Consider the following 17,844-nt stretch of genomic DNA (forward strand, 5'->3'; position numbering starts at 1 on the left):
CAGAACCTCTACTCGCTTGCCTACCGGCTCGCGAAGGCGCCGGAGTGGCTGCTGACGGCTGAGGTGGTGGCGCCGATCGTGATGCCGTCCATGGTCGCGTCCGTGCTGCACGCGGCGGCGCCAGGTGCGGTCGACGGCACGGTGCCGCGTCGGAACCGAATCGCGCTCGGCATCGGCGTCGGATCCGGCGTGTCCGCGGTGGTCTTCCTGATCGCCATCCGCCCCGACATCCGGCCGATCATCGACCGGGCTCGCCCCTATATCGGCGCCTGATCTAGCACGGGCTATCTCGTCGTGCCGGGAGCGCCACCAGCATGAAGACCTGCCCCGAAGGTGCGTTCACCGCCGGCCACCTCTGGATGGCAGGCCTCGGTGGTGCGGTCCTGATGTTGGTGGCGGCGATGATCCTGCGGGATCTGACAGCAACACACGATCCCTGATCCGGGAAATGATGCCCCGATCTCGATTTGCCGATCAGAAGATATGAACCAGTTCATGGAGTCCGTGGCAGGCCCTTTGATCAGAGCCAAAAATCGCTCCTCAATTAGCAAAAGAGATTTTTCTAGAGGGAGAAACTTTCCAGCGCTTCAGGTCGTATCCTCTATAACAAGGAAAATCAGTCAACATATCTAGGATTCTTAATGCGTATCACCCATGCGATTCCACTCATCGTTTTTGGCATATCCACGCCAGCTTTCAGCCAAGGTAAATTGCAGCCACGGCCAGCCATACCTCCGAGCTCGAGCTTGAGTAGCGATGAAAAGACTGCGGAAATCCGACGCGCAATTCAGGAAGGACAAGCGAGACAGAAAGCGACTGACGCACGCAACGAGCGGGTATGGCGTCGCTGGGACTATGCTGTGTGCGTCGGATGTGGACCGATGCCGAAGAAATTTCGCATCGTCTACACAACGCCAGCTCGGGTGCTTGCCGGGTTTATCGCCGCAGACGATGATGAGATCAGGAAAGCACGTAGACTTTAAGAATGGCTGTCAGCCGAGGCCTGGCCGGCACCCCCTGCGCCGAGCTTTTTCTTGCCTGTGATCCGGCTAACCCTTGCCGAGGGACGCGCGTAACCAGCACCGGGGAGATCGGCAGACCAGCGCGCCCAGCTTCGGCCGGGACAGGTTTCTATGCCGACACCATACACGCTTGAGACCCAGTTGGGTCAGCAGCCTGAGCAGATAGGTTTTGCTGCAGCGCTGCCCCCCTTCACCAACCGATCCATCACGACCTCACGGTTGTAATCCTGCGTATTAATAACCGGGCGATCTCGCTCGCTGGGCGCCGACGCTACTGTCGATCCAGTCGCTTTCACGTCTCCGTCGATCAACTTGCGAGGCCGGTTGACCAGCGCTGCCTTTGAGTCATCCCCAGAATGCACCGGCTGGGTCAGCAAGTGGCCACGTCCAGGGGCTTCGAGCGCAGCAGTCGGGTTCACACCTCGCCGGCCATCGTTCGCTCGAAGCGTCAGGAGAGTGCCGGGAATAACCACCGGTGCGAGGGCAACGTCTCGTCCGAGCGGAGCCGCTGAATCGGCGACGGATGGCGTTTCCGCTGTGTGTATTCCAGCCGGAGGCAAGGAGCTGTAGGCGTTGGATCCCAATGGCAGCCTTGAACATCCGCCCATGGCGAGCAGAACCAATCCGAACGTCGCAGTTCGCTTCACCATCATGGCCGTCCCGACGCGAATCCCGACCATTATGGACGAGTTTCAGCTTGGCTATTAACTCTTGAGTGCTCGCAAGGTTCAACCTGTGGATATGGCATTCGGCCTTCGGTTTGCCTGGCTGGACGGCTTCTCGAGGGGCCGCGTCGAGCTGCAGAAGGCGACGGGGACCGAGCCGGCAACCCGGATGCAATCGCTATCGACGAGCGCCGTCTCGTTGGCACGTGGATCGCGTAGGCGCCTCGTGTGAGGCACTTCCGCCCCACGTTTTTCCACGCGAGCCAAACTTGAGGCCGCCCGGCTCCGGCCACGGCGGGCTTTTTCGTACGATCAACGCAAACGGCCCCTCGGCCACGATGCGCGCCCAAGAGCCGATGACGAAGCACACCCACCGAGCGTCGTAGGCGAATCTCGTCGGGGGAGGGCGTTGCTGATGGGAGGGGTCTCACATTGGCGACGCCGCGATGGTTTTCCGGCTTACCGCCTGACATCCCAAACAGCCACTCAGACAGGCCGCCCCGGCCCGGCCCGGCCCGCCGGTAGGTCTGGTTCCCGTATCGGATCCAGGTGTCGACGATCGCCTCGACGCGACGCGGGTTGATTACCAGGGCGCCGAATTCTGCGGCCCAGATCATGCTGAGCAGTCTGGGTCATTCTTCAATACCTTTCGCTCTGGAGCTACTGTCTTACGCTTTTTTGTAAGGGCGACCATTTGCCAGCATCGGCTCACAACCATGCGCCACCATAGACAACGTTACCATAGGGCAGTGCTCATCTGCCATGCAGTTGCAATGCTGCTGACGGTCCTGCAGTTTGACTTGAGTTATTGCGCAATCTCTGCCGAAAAAAATCAGTATATCAATACCACACGAACGGCAGGTATCTCTTGCGATGCGCATCGTACGCCCACGTTCCCTTCTTGGGGACCCAAGACAAATTTCGCTTGTAATATCTGCGGACTGAAAACCGTTCCAAAAAAGCACGATATAAACTTCCAGTTGACGGTCAGTACAGATGACGAGCGGCCAAATTCTGCCACAATCAACCTAAGCTAATCAGGAAGTTAATCTTATGAGACTCATTGATGATCGACGATTTTTGGGCCCATTGAATGTCGGCCGGCGGTGATAGAGACACAGACCAAGTGGTGCAACGCTGCTGTCAGCCGCCGGCTGCGCTACTCCACTGACCGCGGTTTCAGCCCGGCGCCGGGGTGAGTGCGCCCGATAAGTCCGTCCGGGTGCTGACCCGGTCCCTCCGCCCGCAAGCCGAGCACACCAGCCACAGCGCGACGTCCGGAACAAGCAGATCGTCGGGCAGGCCGTCGAACGACATCGCTCCGCAGTGCCCGCACTCGCAGAACACCAGCAATACGGCGCTGTCGCAAGCCTCGGTTGAGGGGTAGCCGTGCCGAAGCGTGATGCCGATGCTCAAGCGCCGCGGCGACGTGGACGCGATCTAGCACGCCGGTCGGACAAGTGTCCGATACCGGACTTTGATTTTGTTGAGTTTTCTCGATTTATCGGGCGTGCCAAGCATTTGCCCAGGTGGGGTATTCACGCTTTTGTTCGCGCAGGTGGATAACCGGAAGGTAGAAATGAGGATGGGTAGAGCTGGGGCGCCAGGATTCTCAGCCATAACCGAAGGGGTACGACATCAAGGGTTTAGGTCCTGATCACCCATCTTAACCGGCATCGGACCTAGAAAATGGACTATCGGAGTGGCCTCCAGTCAACGCTGTGGCTGCGGTATTCCACTGACCGTGACAGTCGGCGATATGTCCGCAGAGCGCCAGAAGCCGACATATGCAGTTCGCCCCGATGCAGACGTAGGCAGACCGCGAAAACGAGGGTTTTCACGACACCAAACTTGAGTCTTGGCTACGCTCACCGGAAGGTGGCGCGAAAGTCGTAGCAAACTCTATGTTGCGGGATCGGCGCTTCTGTTCCCCCCACGACGGGCTCTACTGGCGGCGCCGCCACGCAGACGTTGCTGTTCGTCGGCCACTCGCTTCAGCCCATGCTTTTCGAACAGATCATTTAACGCCTCGGCTAGCGGCACCTGATGGGTGGCGTCACGTTCAGCCCAGAGAACCACACATGACCGTCTGGATCAGAATTCTGGCGGAAGGGGTGGGATTCGAACCCACGGTGGAGTTGCCCCCACGGCGGTTTTCAAGACCGCTGCCTTAAACCACTCGGCCACCCTTCCGGCGGATCGGGTTGTAGCGGAGTTCGGGGCCGCCGGACATCGGGAAAATCGGGTCAGGGGGCGAGGCGCACGAGGCGGTCGAGCAGGGCGCGGTCGTGGAGAAGGGCCATGCGCTCCTTGGGGCTGAGCCAGGTGCGGGCCTCGTCGAGGGTCTCGGCCTCGACGACCTTGGCCTGAGCGAGGGTGTGGTCGACGTCGACCCGGCCGCGGGGGCGCGGCTCGGCGCTCGGCAGCATGCGGGTGTGGGCGTCCGCCAGGGCCGGGTCGGCGTGGAGCGCCGCGAGCGCGTCGGCCTCGTCGAGGCCGCGGGCCTGGTTGCGGGCGGCGAGCGCGCCGGCGCGGGTGGCGATCGGCGGCGGGTCGCGCTCCTCCGGCGTCATCAGCAGGCCGCGCCGCTTCAGGGCGAGGCCGAGCGCCAGCTGCCCGCTCGCCCAGGAGATCGGGATCGCAAGGACGAGGCCGAGGATGGTCGGCGCCATCCAGAGGAACAGCGAGGTGGCGATGGCGAAGGCGGCGATCCCCGAGACCAGCCCCAGCACCGTGTGCCAGCGGTGGCGGCGGACGATGTCGCCGAGCGGGATCGAGCCGTCGTCGCGCCGTTGCGGGTTCCAGCCGGTGTCGCGCCCGGCGAGGATGCTGAACACCGAGCCCGACTGGATCACCATCGCGATCGGCGCGATCAGCGCCGAGAGCAGGATCTCGATGAGGCAGGACGCCACCAGCCGGCCCGCGCCGCCGCAGGCCCGGCGCACCGGGCCGTCGATCAGCGCGAGGAGAAGGCCCAAAAACTTCGGGGCCAGCAGGATGCCCATGGTCAGCCCGAAGAGCTGCAGCGCGCGCACCGGATCGAAGCGCGGGAAGACCGGGTAGAGGCCGAACTCGGTGGTGAAGTATTCGGGCTTCACGTAGGCCGTCTGCAGCACCAGCGCGATGCCGACCACGAGCTGGCACAGCCAGAACGGCGAGGCGGCGTAGCCGGCGATGCCGGTGGCGAAGTGCTGGCGCGAGGCCGCCTTCAGCCCCGCCGCCCCGATGATCCGCGCGTGCTGGAGGTTGCCCTGCGCCCAGCGCCGGTCGCGGACCGCCACGTCGATCAGCGAGGGCGGGCTCTCCTCGTAGGAGCCCGGCAGCGTCGGCAGCATGTACACCGCCCAGCCGGCGCGGCGGATCAGGGCGGCCTCCACGAAGTCGTGGCTGAGCACGTGCCCGCCGAAGGGCGGCGTCCCGGGAAGGTCCGGCAGGCCGCAGGCGGCGGCGAAGGCCTTCGTGCGGATGATCGCGTTGTGGCCCCAGTAGTTGCCGTCGCGCCCCGACCAGTGGCCGAGGCCGGTGGCGATCACCGGGCCATAGATGCGGGCGGCGAACTGGGTCACCCGGGCGAACAGCGTGTTGCGGTTGATGATGAGCGGCAGCGTCTGGATGATGCCGGCATCCGCGTCCGCCTCCATCGCGCCGGCGAGCCGGACGACGCTGTCGCCGGTCATCAGGCTGTCGGCGTCGAGCACCAGCATGTGGTCGTAGGCCCCGCCCCAGCGGGTGACGAAGTCGCCGATGTTGCCGGCCTTGCGGTGATGGTTCCTCCGGCGGTGGCGGTAGTACAGGCGGGCGTCGGGGCCGAGCGCTTCGCGCAAGCCCAGGAAGGCGCGCTCCTCGGCGATCCAGGCGTCGGCTTGCGTCGAATCCGACAGCACGAACCAGTCGAAGGCCGTGCCGAGGCCGGTGGCGTCGACCGCCTCGCGCATCGCCTCGATCGCCGCGAAGGTGCGGGCCGTGCCCTCGTTGTAGACCGGCATCAGGATGGCGGTGCGGGTGGCGAGGGCCGCCGGCACCGGCGGCAGGCGCGGGCGGCGCAGCAGCACGGCGAAGCCGAGGATCGCGCTCGTGAAGGCCAGCGCGATCCACGAGAAGGTCAGGAGGAACAGCGCGACCAGCACGTACTGCAGCGCCGTCGGCGAGCCCGAGACCGACACGGTCTCGTACATCTGCCAGCCGCCATAGGCGGTGAGCGCGACCGCGCCGCCGAAGACGAGGAGGCGGGACGCGTGAGGACGGGCCGGGTGCTGCGACGGCGCATGCCCGAGCGCCGGGTCCCAGGCGGACAGGCTCTGCACCGGCATCGCCAGGGGCGATTCCGGCGGCAGGGCGTCGGGGAACGACCGCTCGCCCGGGTGGCCCGACGGGGCGTCGCGCCGTGCGGTCGCGGGGAGGGCGGCGAAATCGTCCATGCGCACGGCCTTTGATCCATCCTCGTCTTCGGAGTCTCGCGGGGCCGGCCGATGCGGCCCGGCGGTCCCTCGAACGCCGCTGCCTTCTACGGCGTCCAGCGATAGAGCCAGGTTTCGGTCACCGCCCGGCCGCCCCGCACCAGGGCGAGGCGCAGCTCGCTCGCGCGCTCGCTGCCGGGATCGAGCTCGAAGGCGACCCGGACGGTCCTGCGCTCCGGGTAGCTGAAAAACTGCTGGCGCGCGATGCTGCCCGGGGCCGCCGCCAGGGCGATGTCGAGGCCGCCCTCGGAGAACAGCCCGTCCCCGGTGAAGTCGACCAGGAACAGGCGGCGCGCGCCCGCGCTTCCGCGCCCGCTGCGGGTGCCGGTCACGGTGGCCAGCGGCGCGGCGGGCGGCTGCCAGCACCAGTGTTGGCGGTAGCGGAAGGTCGTCTCGGAGCCGGCGACGACGGGCTCCTTCGGCCGCCAGTAGGCCAGCACGTTCTCGTTGAACTCGGAATCGCTCGGGATCTCGATCAGCGTCACCGCGCCGCCCGCCCAGGCATCGGCCGGCTCCAGCCAGAGCGAGGGCCGCCACTCCCAGTGCTGCACGTCGTCCTCGAAGTCCTCGTAGGTCCGCGCCCGCTGCATCAGCCCGAAGCCCTTCGGGTTCTCGTCGACGAAGGACGAGATCTGCAGCGCGTCGGGGTTGTGGACCGGGCGCCAGATCGCCTCGCCGGCGCCGTTGCGGATCTGCAGGCCGGCGGCCGAGAAGGCGGCGGCGCGCGCGTCGTCGACGCGGCGGCGATCCTCGGAGCCGAACAGGTAGCTCGCCTGCATGCCGCCCAGGCCCAGGTGATCGATCGGCTTGCGGGCGAAGATCGTGGTCTCGACCTCGGTGGTCGAGGCCTCGGTGCCGGGCCGCAGCACCATCCGCAGGGCGCCGGAGGCGGAATCGGAATCGATCAGGGCGTGGAGCACGAGGGCGCCGTCGGCCGGGCGCTCGATGAACACCGCGCGGAAGATCGGGAACTCCTCGCCGCGGGCGTCGGCCGGGCGCAGCGTCAGCGCGCGGGCGTTGATGCCGAAGCCCTGGCCCTTGGCGACGAGGCGGAAGAACGAGGCGCCCTGGAACACCGCGAAGTCCGACAGGTCGGGGCCGTCGGGGAAGCGGGCGCGCAGGCGGAAGCCGGAGAAGCCCGGATCCTCCGGGAATTCCGGCAGCGCGAAGCCGCCGGTGTCGAAGCTCGCCGGATCGTAGGCGATCGGCCGGATGCGGCCGTCCTCGACCAGGAACAGGGCGACGCGGCCGGTGAAGATCGCGCCGCGATGCAGCGGCTCGATCGTGAAGCCGAGATCGTCGCCGGCCCAGATCGCGGCGGCGGGCTTGGTGCGGATGGCGCCGTACTGCTCGCGGCTGAGCCCCTTGAGGCTGGCCGGGAGGTCGTCGGTGCGGGGGGCGGCGTAGGCGGCCTTGGCCAGCGCGCGGGCAAGGGCGGGCACGGTCGACGCGTCGAAGGGTGCGCCGGCGCCGGGCAGGGCGGGGGCGTCCTCCGCGGCGGCCGGAACGGGTCGGAAGCCGGCGCCGGCCAGGACCGCAGCCACGGCCGACAGGCGCACGACGTCGCGGCGGGTACGGTCTCGCGAGACGGGGTCACGGATGGCGTCGGAGCGCGGATCGGTCGGCAGCGTCGTGCCCCTTCGTTCGGGTGGGTCGGCGATAGGATCGGAAACAGCGAGACCTTGGAAACGGTTCGCAACAATCGGCCCCTCGTACCATCCCGGCACCTGAACCCTCGGTTAAGGTCGGCCGACGATGGCGAATTCCGTCCCCTGTGTGATCGAGGCCGCGCTTGCGGGCCGGACGATGCGCGCGGGACGCGCCGTTTTGCCAGACGGGCGCGATCGGCTAATCCGGTCCCCTCATCCCGTCGCCGCCGATCATGGCGGTCGGCACCAGCGAGCGTCCCCGGGAACCTGAACGCGATGACGACACCGGCCCCCGTACGGCGAAGCCTCACCGCGATCGTGCTCGCCGCGGGCAAGGGCACGCGGATGCGCTCCAACCTGCCGAAGGTGCTCCACCGCCTCGCCGGGCGGAGCATGCTCGGCCACGTGCTCGCCGCGGTGCAGGCGGCCGGCGCCGCGCGCATCGCCGTGGTGGCCGAGCCCGGCCGCGCGGACGTCGCCCGCGAAATCGAGGCTTTGGCGCCGGGCTCCGAGGTCTTCCCGCAGGTCGAGCGCCTCGGCACCGCGCATGCGGTGCTCGCGGCGCGGGCGGTCCTGAGCAACGGCGAAGACGGGGAGGGCGACGACGTCATCGTGGCGTTCGGCGACACGCCGCTGATCACCGGCGAGACCCTGGCGCGGCTGCGGGCGCCCCTGGCCGAGGGCGCGGCGGTGGCGGTGCTGGCCTTCGAGACCGAGGCGCCCGCCGGCTACGGACGGGTGCTCACCGAGGGCACCCGCGTGGTCGCGATCCGCGAGGAGAAGGACGCCACGCCTGAGGAGCGCGCGGTGCGCCTGTGCAATGCCGGCCTGATGGCGCTGTCGGGCGCCCACGCGCTGGCGCTGCTCGAGCGGATCGGCAACGACAACGCCGCCGGCGAGTACTACCTGCCCGACGCGGTGGCGCTGGCGATCGGCGACGGTCTCTCCGTCGCGGTGGTGCCGGTGACGGAGGCGGAGGCGCAAGGGGTCAACGACCGGGTGCAGCTCGGCGTCGCCGAGGCCGCGATCCAGGCGCGCCTGCGCCGCAGCGCCCAGCTCGGCGGCGCGACGCTCGTCGCCCCCGAGACGGTGTTCCTGAGCCACGACACGATCCTCGGGCGCGACGTGCTGGTCGAGCCCAACGTGGTGTTCGACACCGGCGTCCGCGTCGACGACGCTTGCGTGATCCACGCCTTCTCGCACCTGAAGGACGTGCGCCTGGAGGCCGGCGCCAGCGTCGGCCCGTTCGCCCGCCTGCGCGGCGGCGCGGTTCTGGAGGCCGGCGCCACCATCGGCAACTTCGTGGAGCTGAAGAACGCCCGCCTCGGGCCGGGCGCCAAGGCCGCGCACCTGACCTATCTCGGCGACGCCGAGGTCGGCGCCCGCGCCAACGTCGGCGCCGGCACCATCACCTGCAACTACGACGGGGTCTCGAAGCACCGCACCACGATCGGGGCGGGCGCCTTCATCGGATCGAACTCGGCCCTCGTCGCCCCCGTCACGGTCGGGGCCGGCGCCTTCGTCGCCTCCGGCTCGGTGATCACCGACGACGTGCCCGAGGGGGCGCTCGCCGTCGCCCGCGGGCGCCAGGCGACGAAGCCGGGCTGGGCCGAGACGAAGCGGGCGGCGTTGCGGGCGCAGAAGGCGGCGCGCGCGGGGAAATCCTGATCCACTTCAAAACGCCGCGCCGGTCCTTCATCTCTCGGCTGGCACCGGCCCGATTCCTGATGCCCGCCCTGCGTAGCCACCGAGGGCTGGCCTCGCGCCGCGTCGATCCGGTACAAGCCGCCGGTCCACCGGGCGATACGAAAGACAAACCAGCATGTGCGGCATCGTCGGCATCGTCGGTAACGGGGCAGTGGCCGGTCCGCTGATCGAGGCGTTGCGGCGCCTGGAATACCGCGGCTACGACTCGGCCGGCATCGCCACGCTGGAGCAGGGCCGCCTGGCGCGCAGGCGGGCGTCGGGCAAGCTCGTCAACCTCGAGGCGCGCCTGCGCGAGGAGCCGCTGGCGGGCGCGATCGGCATCGGCCACACCCGCTGGGCGACGCACGGGCGGCCGAACGAGACCAACGCCCACCCCCACGCCACCGCGCGGCTCGCGGTCGTGCACAACGGCATCATCGAGAACTTCCGCGCGCTTAAGCAGGAGCTCGAGGCCACGGGCGTCCGCTTCGAGAGCGAGACCGACACCGAGGTGGTGGCCCAGCTCGTCAGCCACGCCATGGACCAGGGCCTCGGGCCGGTCGAGGCGGTCGCCGCCTGCCTGCCGCGCCTGCGCGGCGCCTTCGCGCTCGGCTTCCTGTTCTCCGGTCACGACGACCTGCTGATCGGCGCCCGCCACGGCGCGCCGCTCGCCATCGGCTTCGGCCAGGGCGAGACCTATCTCGGCTCGGACGCGCTGGCGCTGGCGCCGTTCACCGACGCGCTCACCTACCTGGAAGAGGGCGACTGGGCGATCCTGTCGCGCGCCGGCGCCGAGATCCGTGACATCCACGGCACGGTGGTCCAGCGCCCGCGCCAGACCATCGCGACCCAGGCCTACCGGATCGACAAGGGCAACCATCGCCACTTTATGGCCAAGGAGATTCACGAGCAGCCGGAAGTCGTCGGCCGCACGCTCTCTCACTACGTCGACCTCGCCCAGGGCCGCGTCGCGCTGCCCGAGCCGCTGCCGTTCGACTTCGCCAAGCTGTCGCGCCTCAACATCACCGCCTGCGGCACCGCCTTCTATGCCGGGCTCGTCGCCCGCTACTGGTTCGAGCAGATCGCGCGGCTGCCGGTCGAGATCGACGTGGCCTCCGAGGCGCGCTACCGCGAGGCGCCGCTGGAGCGGGACGGGCTGACCCTCGTCATCTCGCAATCGGGCGAGACCGCCGATACCCTGGCCTCCTTGCGCTACGCGAAGTCCCAGGGCCAGCACAGCGTCTGCGTCGTCAACGTGCCGACCTCGACCATCGCGCGGGAATCCTCCGTGGTGCTGCCGACGCTCGCCGGCCCCGAGATCGGCGTGGCCTCGACCAAGGCGTTCTCGTGCCAGCTCACGGTGCTGCTGTGCCTGGCCATCGCCGCGGGGCGGGCGCGCGGCACCATCGATGCGGCCGAGGAGCGCCGCCTCGTCGACGCGCTGATCACCGTGCCCGGCCTGATGGCCGACGCGCTCGCCCGCGAGAGCGAGATCGAGGGGCTGGCCCGCGAGATCGCCAAGGCGCGCGATGTGCTCTACCTCGGCCGCGGGACGAGCTACCCGATGGCGATGGAGGGCGCGCTGAAGCTGAAGGAGATCAGCTACATCCACGCCGAAGGCTATGCGGCGGGCGAGCTCAAGCACGGGCCGATCGCGCTGATCGACGAGAGCGTGCCGGTGATCGTGATCGCCCCCCACGACGCGGTGTTCGAGAAGACCGTGTCGAACATGCAGGAGGTCGCCGCCCGCGGCGGGCGCATCGTGCTGATCGGCGACGCCAAGGGCGCGGCCGAGCACGGGCTCGACACCCTGGCCACGGTGACGATGCCCGACCTCGACCCGACGGTGGCGCCGATCGTCTACGCGGTGCCGATCCAGCTCGTCGCCTACCACACCGCCGTCGTCATGGGTAAGGACGTCGACCAGCCGAGAAACCTCGCCAAATCGGTGACGGTGGAATAGGCGCCGGCCCTCAGACGCCGATCAGCAGGATCGCGAGCGCCGCGAGCACCGCGCCGATCGCCGGGCCGGCGACCGGGATCAGGGCGTAGCCCCAATCCGAGTGCCCCTTGCCGGCGATCGGCAGCACCGCATGGGCGAGGCGCGGCCCGAGATCGCGGGCCGGGTTGATCGCGTAGCCGGTGGTGCCGCCGAGCGAGAGGCCGATCCCCCAGACCACCATGCCGACGAGGTAGGGCGCCAGCCCCGTCGGGATGTTGCCGGAAGCCCCCACCGTCCGCGACAGCAGGGCGCTGACGATCAGGATCAGCAGGAAGGTGCCGATGATCTCGCTCGTCCAGTTCGCGGCCGATTGCCGGATCGCCGGATCGGTGCAGAAGCAGGCCCGCTTCAGGCCCTGATCCTCGGTGACGGCCCAGTGCGGCAGGTAGTGCAGCCAGACCACGGTCGCGCCGAGGAAGGCGCCGATCATCTGCGCGGGCACGTAGACCAGGAGCTTGCTCGGATTCCCAGACGTGATCGCACCGGCGATCGTCACCGCCGGGTTGATGTGGGCGTCGGGGCTGCCCGTCGCGGTCGCGACGAAGATGCCGGCCAGCACCGCGAAGGCCCAGCCGGCGGTGATCGCGATCCAGCCCGCGCCCTCCGCCTTGGAGCCGCGCAGCAGCGCGCCGGCGACGACCCCGTTGCCGAGGATGATCAGCACCATCGTGCCGAGAAGCTCGCCCAGGAACGGGGATGTCATAAGTGTTTCCTCCGAGAGTGTCCGAGACGGGAAGCAGTCGAGGCGGCGGCCTCAATCCTCCTGCTCGTCCCAGTCGAAGGCGCGCGTCACGGCGCGGCCCCAGGCGGCGGTGATGCGCCGGCGCTCGCCCGCGTCCATGTTCGGCACCCAGCGCCGGTCGACGCCCCAGTTGCGCACGAGGTCGTCGGTGCTCCGCCAGTAGCCGGTGGCGAGGCCTGCCGCGTAGGCGGCGCCGAGTGCCGTGGTCTCGGTGACCCGCGGGCGCACCACCGGCACGTCGAGGATGTCGGCCTGGAACTGCATCAGGGTGACGTTGGCGACCATGCCGCCGTCCGAGCGCAGCTCGCGCACGGGGATGCCGGAATCCTTCTCCATCGCCTCCAGCACCTCGTGCGTCTGGAAGGCGGTCGCCTCCAGGCAGGCGCGGGCGATGTGGCCGCGGTTGGCGTAGCGGGTCAGGCCGATGATCAGGCCACGGGCGCCCTCGTTCCAGTGCGGCGCGTAGAGGCCCGAGAAGGCGGGCACGAAGTAGACGCCGCCGTTGTCCGCGACCGTGGTGGCGAGGCTCTCGACCTCGGCGCTGTCCTGGATCATGTGCAGGTTGTCGCGCAGCCACTGCACCAGGGCGCCGGTGATCGCGATCGAGCCCTCGAGCGCGTAGACCGCCGGCTTGCCGTCGAGCTTGTACCCGAGCGTGGTGACGAGGCCGCAGGTGGAGGGAACCGGCGTCTCGCCGGTGTTCATCAGCGCGAAGCAGCCGGTGCCGTAGGTGTTCTTGGCCTCGCCCGGCTGGAAGCAGGCCTGGCCGAACAGGGCCGCCTGCTGGTCGCCGAGGATGCCGGCGATCGGCACGCCGGAAAACGGCACCCGCGTCTCGCCGTAGACCTGCGAGGAGGAGACGATCTCGGGCAGCATCGCCCGCGGGATGCCGAAGGCCGAGAGCATGCCGTCGTCCCAGGCCAGGGTCTCGAGGGACATCAGCTGGGTGCGGCTGGCATTGGTCACGTCGGTGAGGTGGAGGCCGCCGTCCGGGCCGCCCGTCAGGTTCCAGACGAGCCAGGTGTCGATGTTGCCGAACAGCACGTCGCCGGCTTCCGCCTTCTCCCGCGCGCCCGCGACGTGGTCGAGGAGCCAGCGCAGCTTCAGCCCGGAGAAGTAGCTCGCCAGCGGCAGGCCGGTGAGCGCGCGGAAGCGGTCGCGCCCGCCGTCGCGGGCATATTCGGTGACGAGGCGGTCGTTGCGGGTGTCCTGCCAGACCAGGGCGTTGTGGAGCGGTTGGCCGGTGCGCTTGTCCCAGATCAGCGTGGTCTCGCGCTGGTTGGTGATGCCGATCGACAGGAGGTCCTTCGGCGTCAGCCCGGCGCCGTCGAGGGCGTCCTGCATCACGCCTTGGGTGTTGCGCCAGATCTCCATCGGATCGTGCTCGACATGGCCGGGCCGCGGATAGATCTGCGCGTGCTCGCGCTGCTTGCAGACGATGATGCGCCCCTCGCGGTCGAACACGATGAAGCGGCTGCTGGTGGTGCCCTGGTCGATGGCGCCGACATACTGGGACATGGCTGTCTTCCTCCCTTGCGGACCGTGGGTCGATCGTCTCGCGCGGACCGGTCTTCGCGCCGGTTCCGCGCCGCGCACCTTGATTCAGGCGGCTTCCGCCTTTCGCGTCAGGTAGGCGGCGAGCCGCGCGGCCCCGTCCGGGCTGGTGCGCAGGCCGAGCTTCGAGCGCCGCCACAGGATGTCCACCGCCGTGCGGACCCATTCCGAGCGGACGAGGTAGTCGACCTCCGCCGCGCTCAGGCCGCCCTCGAACGCCTCGCCGAGGTCGGCCAGGCTGCGCGCGCCCTTGACGATGGCCCGCGCCTCGGTGCCGTAGGCGCGGGCGAGCCGCCGGGCGGTCTCGGCCGGCAGGAACGGCGCCTCGCGGACGAAGGCGGCGAGGAAGGCGTCGAAATCCGCCTCCGGCATCGCTCCGCCGGGCAGGGTCGCCTCGCCCGTCCAGGCCGGCTTCAGGCCGGGGAAGTGGGACGCGATCTTCTCGATCGCGTGCTCGGCGAGGCGGCGGTAGGTGGTGATCTTGCCCCCGAACACCGAGAGCGCCGGCGCCTGCCCGCCGGCATCGTCGACGTCGAGCACGTAGTCGCGGGTCACCGCCGAGGCGTTGGCGGCGGCGTCGTCGTAGAGCGGGCGCACCCCCGAATAGCTCCAGACCACGTCCTTCGGCCCGATCGCCTTGGCGAACGAGCGGTTGATGCAGTCGCAGAGGTAGCGCGTCTCGTCCTTTGAGATCCGCACCGGGCCGGGCTCGTCCGCGTAGGGGACGTCGGTGGTGCCGATCAGCGTGAAGTCGCGCTCGTAGGGGATCGCGAAGATGATGCGCTTGTCGGGCTGCTGCAGGATGTAGGCCTGATCGCCCTCGTAGAGCTTGGCGACCACGATGTGGCTGCCCTTGATCAGCCGCACCGCCGCGCGGCTGTTCACGCCGAGCGTTCCGCCGAGCGTCGCGCTCACCCAGGGGCCGGCGGCGTTCACCACCGCCTTCGCCCGGACGGTCTCGGTGCGCCCGGTGACGGCGTCGCGCAGGGTCGCCGTCCACGTCCCGTCGACCCGGCGCGCCGACTCGACGCCGGTGCGGGTGCGGATCTCGGCGCCGCGGGCCCGCGCATCCATGGCGTTCAGAACCACGAGGCGGCTGTCCTCCACCCAGCAGTCGGAATAGACGAACCCCTTCGTGAGCCGGTCCTGAAGCGGTGCGCCCACCGGCGATGTTCGCAAGCGAACCGTCTTGGAGCCGGGCAGGGTGCGCAGCCGGGCGAGGTGGTCGTACAGGAACAGGCCGGCCCGCAGCATCCAGGCCGGGCGCAGGCCCGCGTCGTGCGGCAGCACGAAGCGGAGCGGCCAGATGATGTGCGGCGCCTGCCGCAGCAGGCGCTCGCGCTCGGCCAGAGCCTCCCGCACCAGGCGGAACTCGTAGTATTCGAGGTAGCGCAGGCCGCCGTGGATCAGCTTGGTGCTCGAGGACGAGGTGAATTCCGCGAGGTCTCCGCGCTCGCACAGCAGCACCGAGAGGCCACGCCCGGCCGCGTCGCGGGCGATGCCGGTGCCGTTGATGCCGCCGCCGATGACGAGCAGGTCGTAGGGGGCGCCCAGCGCCCGCACGTTCGAGACCGTCGTCATGAGTCGCCTCCCGCCCCGGCCGATGCCCGGGTCGGCAGAATATTGCCTTATCTTAGGATTTTCGCAAGCGAAAATTGCGATGTTCGCTACGGCTCGTCTCGGTCGGCCACCGCGAGGGCGACGCCGTGACGCTCCATCAGGGCGACGATCTCGGGCGGCGGGACGCGGTCGGTGAAGAAGGTGTCGATCTGCTCCAGCCGCCCGACCTCGACCATCGGGCGGCGGGTGAACTTGGTGTGGTCGGCCACGAGGAAGGTCTGGCGCGCATGCGCCAGGATGGTCTGCGTCGCCCGCACCTCCTCGTAATCGTAGTCGAGCAGGGCGCCGTCGGCGTCGATCCCGCTGATGCCGATGACCGCCACGTCGACCCGGAACTGGCTGAGGGTGTCGCAGGTGAGCTGCCCCAGGACGGCGCCGTCGCGGTTGCGGATCGTGCCGCCCGCCACGACGATGCGGAAGTCGGTCGCCTCCGCCAGCCCGACCGCCACGTTGAGGTTGTTGGTGATGATGCTGAGGTCGTCGTGGCGGACGAGCTCGCGCGCCACCGCCTCCGGCGTGGTGCCGATGTTGAGGAACACCGAGCAGTGCGACGGGATGCGGCCGGCCGCCAGCCGGCCGATCCGGGTCTTCTCGGACAGCAGCGTGGTGCGGCGGTCGGCGTAGTCGATGTTCTCGACGCTGGACGGCAGGCCGCCGCCGCCGCGGTAGCGCTCGAGCCGCCCCTCCGCGCTGAGCTCGTTGAGGTCGCGCCGGATCGTCTGCACGGTCACGCCGAACTGGCTCGCCAGGGCCTCGATCGTCACGAAGCCGCGCTGGCGCACCGCGGCGACGATCGCCCCGCGCCGCGTCTCGACCGCCGACGCGTCGGCGCGCTCGCCCGCCTTCCGCTCGAAGCCGCCCCGCTCGACCATACGCGTCATGGAAACTCCGGCCCGGGGCTCGCACGCCTCGGATCGGAGTGTAGGTGACCGGCGGGGTTTCGCAAACGAAACGCGCAGGCCCAGGAGCCGGCGGCGCTCGACCTGTCCTCGGGGCTGTTCGAGCAGATCGTCTACTGCGACGGCGCCCGGCAGTCGCGGAACGACCACACCGACCCGATCCGCCGCGAGCACAGGCCGGCGGTGCACGTGCGCATCGTCGAGAGCGGCGCGCCGACGGGCGGCGTCGGCGCGCCCGGGCTGCCGCGGGTGCCCCCGCCGTGCTCAACGCAATCACGGCGCTCACCGGGCAGCGCGTCCGCGCCCTGCCGGTCGCCGACCTTGCGCGCAGGCCGGTTTCGCGCGCCTTTTCCGGCAGCCATGGTGGATCGCGGGTGCGGCGCGCGTGAGCGCGAGAGGAGACCGTCGATGCCGGAGGTCGTCCGGGACGCGGCGATCGCGCCATCCTCCGAGGCCGTGTCGACCGGGCTCTGGGCTCCCGACCGACGCCGTCGCCCTCGTGCTCCTGACGCTGGCCACCCTCGTCATCCTGTGGCTGCTCGTGCGGACGCCGCTCGGCATCGCCCGCGGGGAGCTGCGCACGCTGTCGTCCTGACGGGCGGAGGCCTCGCGCGCCTCAGGCGGGCGGCCGGGAATAGTCCATCCGCTCCAAGTCCTCGATCAGGCCCCGGCCGGTCGGGTGCCAGCCGAGCCGGGCCCGCGTCAGCGCGCTGGAGGCCGGCATGTCGAGGCCGACGAACGCGGCGAGCCAGCCGAAATGCGCGGCGGCATCTTCCGGCGCGAGGGCGACCGCCGGCAGCTTCAGGCCGCGGCCGATGGTCTGCGCGATGTCGCGGGCGGCGACGCCCTCCTCGGCGACCGCGTGGTAGCGGGCGCCCGCCTCCCGCCGCGCGAAGGCGAGCGCGTAGAGCCGGGCGACGTCGAGGACCGGCGCCGCCGCCCAGCGGTTGGCGCCGTCGCCGACATAGGCCGAGACGCCGGTCCGCCGGGCGAGGTCGATCAGGTAGGTGATCAGCCCCTGCTTGACCGTGTCGTGCACCTGCGGAAGCCGCACCACCGACACGTTCACCCCCGCCTCCAGCAGTGCGGCCCCGGCGAGCTCGGAGGCGATGCGCGGGTTCGGGTGCGCGCGGTCGAAGACGTCCTCCCGGGCCGGGCCGCCGTCGTCGGGGCTCCCGATTCCCGCACCGGAGGTGATGAGCAGCGGCCGATCCGAGCCGGCAAGGGCGGCCCCCAGGGCCTCGATCGCCCGCCGGTCCTTGTCGCAATTGGCGACGAAGTTCGTGAAGTCGTCGTGGTCGAAGGCGGTGTGGATCACGCCGTCGGCCTGCGCGGCGCCGCGGCGCAGGCTGTCCGGGTCGTCAAGGGTGCCGCGATGCGGCTCGACCCCGGCCTCGATCAGCTTGCGGGCGCCGGCCTCCGAGCGGGTCAAGCCGAGCACCCGATGCCCGGACCGGAGCAGTTCCGGGACGATGGCCGAGCCGACGAAGCCGGTGGCGCCGGTGAGGAAGATGCGCATGCGATGCACTCCGCTGTGATCAGAGCGCC

The 17,844-nt window shown here is 69.6% G+C and carries 14 protein-coding genes and 1 tRNA gene; 4 read left to right on the forward strand and 11 right to left on the reverse strand.

What is annotated here, in order from left to right; all coding sequences use genetic code 11:
• Positions 1-66 precede the first annotated feature (66 nt).
• Together MKK60_RS26285 and MKK60_RS28570 are read left to right on the forward strand one after the other, a co-directional pair.
• The gene (locus tag MKK60_RS26285; protein ID WP_243989073.1) at positions 67-273 is read left to right on the forward strand and encodes a hypothetical protein; all 207 of its coding nucleotides are present in this window, start codon (positions 67-69) and stop codon (positions 271-273) included.
• Positions 274-314: 41 nt separating this feature from the next.
• Positions 315-440 carry a hypothetical protein gene (locus MKK60_RS28570; RefSeq protein ID WP_279604258.1) on the forward strand — a complete coding sequence of 42 codons (126 nt, stop codon included), beginning with the start codon at positions 315-317 and terminating at the stop codon, positions 438-440.
• A gap of 2,426 nt (positions 441-2,866) precedes the next feature.
• Here the strand turns inward: MKK60_RS28570 and MKK60_RS26290 are convergent.
• The 5 genes from MKK60_RS26290 to MKK60_RS26305 form a co-directional block, all read right to left on the reverse strand.
• Entirely contained in the window at positions 2,867-3,103 is a 237-nt protein-coding gene (locus tag MKK60_RS26290; protein WP_243989074.1) for a hypothetical protein, read from the reverse strand.
• A gap of 486 nt (positions 3,104-3,589) precedes the next feature.
• Positions 3,590-3,766: a ribbon-helix-helix domain-containing protein gene (locus tag MKK60_RS28775; protein ID WP_409567456.1), complete on the reverse strand. Its 177-nt coding sequence runs from the start codon at positions 3,764-3,766 to the stop codon at positions 3,590-3,592.
• 24 nt (positions 3,767-3,790) lie between these two features.
• Positions 3,791-3,880, reverse strand: a tRNA-Ser gene (locus MKK60_RS26295).
• 53 nt (positions 3,881-3,933) lie between these two features.
• Positions 3,934-6,105 carry a glucans biosynthesis glucosyltransferase MdoH gene (mdoH, locus tag MKK60_RS26300; RefSeq protein WP_243989075.1) on the reverse strand — a complete coding sequence of 724 codons (2,172 nt, stop codon included), beginning with the start codon at positions 6,103-6,105 and terminating at the stop codon, positions 3,934-3,936.
• 86 nt (positions 6,106-6,191) lie between these two features.
• Positions 6,192-7,703 (reverse strand): glucan biosynthesis protein, encoded by a 1,512-nt coding sequence (locus MKK60_RS26305; RefSeq protein ID WP_409567457.1) that lies wholly within the window; start codon positions 7,701-7,703, stop codon positions 6,192-6,194.
• A gap of 366 nt (positions 7,704-8,069) precedes the next feature.
• Here MKK60_RS26305 and glmU point away from each other — a divergent pair, with 366 nt between their 5' ends.
• Together glmU and glmS are read left to right on the forward strand one after the other, a co-directional pair.
• Positions 8,070-9,461, forward strand: coding sequence for a bifunctional UDP-N-acetylglucosamine diphosphorylase/glucosamine-1-phosphate N-acetyltransferase GlmU (gene glmU / locus MKK60_RS26310; protein ID WP_243989076.1), 1,392 nt, complete (start codon positions 8,070-8,072; stop codon positions 9,459-9,461).
• Between the two features lie 154 nt (positions 9,462-9,615).
• Positions 9,616-11,442, forward strand: coding sequence for a glutamine--fructose-6-phosphate transaminase (isomerizing) (gene glmS / locus MKK60_RS26315; protein WP_147843190.1), 1,827 nt, complete (start codon positions 9,616-9,618; stop codon positions 11,440-11,442).
• A gap of 10 nt (positions 11,443-11,452) precedes the next feature.
• Here glmS and MKK60_RS26320 read toward each other — a convergent pair whose 3' ends face one another.
• From MKK60_RS26320 to MKK60_RS26345, 6 genes are all read right to left on the reverse strand, one after another.
• Positions 11,453-12,184 (reverse strand): MIP/aquaporin family protein, encoded by a 732-nt coding sequence (locus MKK60_RS26320; RefSeq protein WP_147843191.1) that lies wholly within the window; start codon positions 12,182-12,184, stop codon positions 11,453-11,455.
• 51 nt (positions 12,185-12,235) lie between these two features.
• A complete protein-coding gene (gene glpK / locus MKK60_RS26325) occupies positions 12,236-13,741 on the reverse strand; it encodes a glycerol kinase GlpK (protein WP_243989077.1) in 1,506 nt (501 codons plus the stop codon).
• Positions 13,742-13,825: 84 nt separating this feature from the next.
• Positions 13,826-15,358, reverse strand: coding sequence for a glycerol-3-phosphate dehydrogenase (gene glpD, locus MKK60_RS26330; RefSeq protein ID WP_243989078.1), 1,533 nt, complete (start codon positions 15,356-15,358; stop codon positions 13,826-13,828).
• Positions 15,359-15,444: 86 nt separating this feature from the next.
• Positions 15,445-16,278 (reverse strand): DeoR/GlpR family DNA-binding transcription regulator, encoded by an 834-nt coding sequence (locus tag MKK60_RS26335; protein ID WP_147843193.1) that lies wholly within the window; start codon positions 16,276-16,278, stop codon positions 15,445-15,447.
• Positions 16,279-16,409: 131 nt separating this feature from the next.
• Positions 16,410-16,658 carry a hypothetical protein gene (locus tag MKK60_RS28780; RefSeq protein WP_409567458.1) on the reverse strand — a complete coding sequence of 83 codons (249 nt, stop codon included), beginning with the start codon at positions 16,656-16,658 and terminating at the stop codon, positions 16,410-16,412.
• A 254-nt stretch (positions 16,659-16,912) separates the two neighbouring features.
• Complete coding sequence (locus MKK60_RS26345) at positions 16,913-17,815, reverse strand: SDR family oxidoreductase (protein ID WP_243933778.1); 903 nt, start codon at positions 17,813-17,815, stop codon at positions 16,913-16,915.
• Positions 17,816-17,844: the final 29 nt, after the last annotated feature.

Source organism: Methylobacterium sp. J-092, assembly GCF_022829325.1.
Classification (GTDB): Bacteria; Pseudomonadota; Alphaproteobacteria; order Rhizobiales; family Beijerinckiaceae; genus Methylobacterium.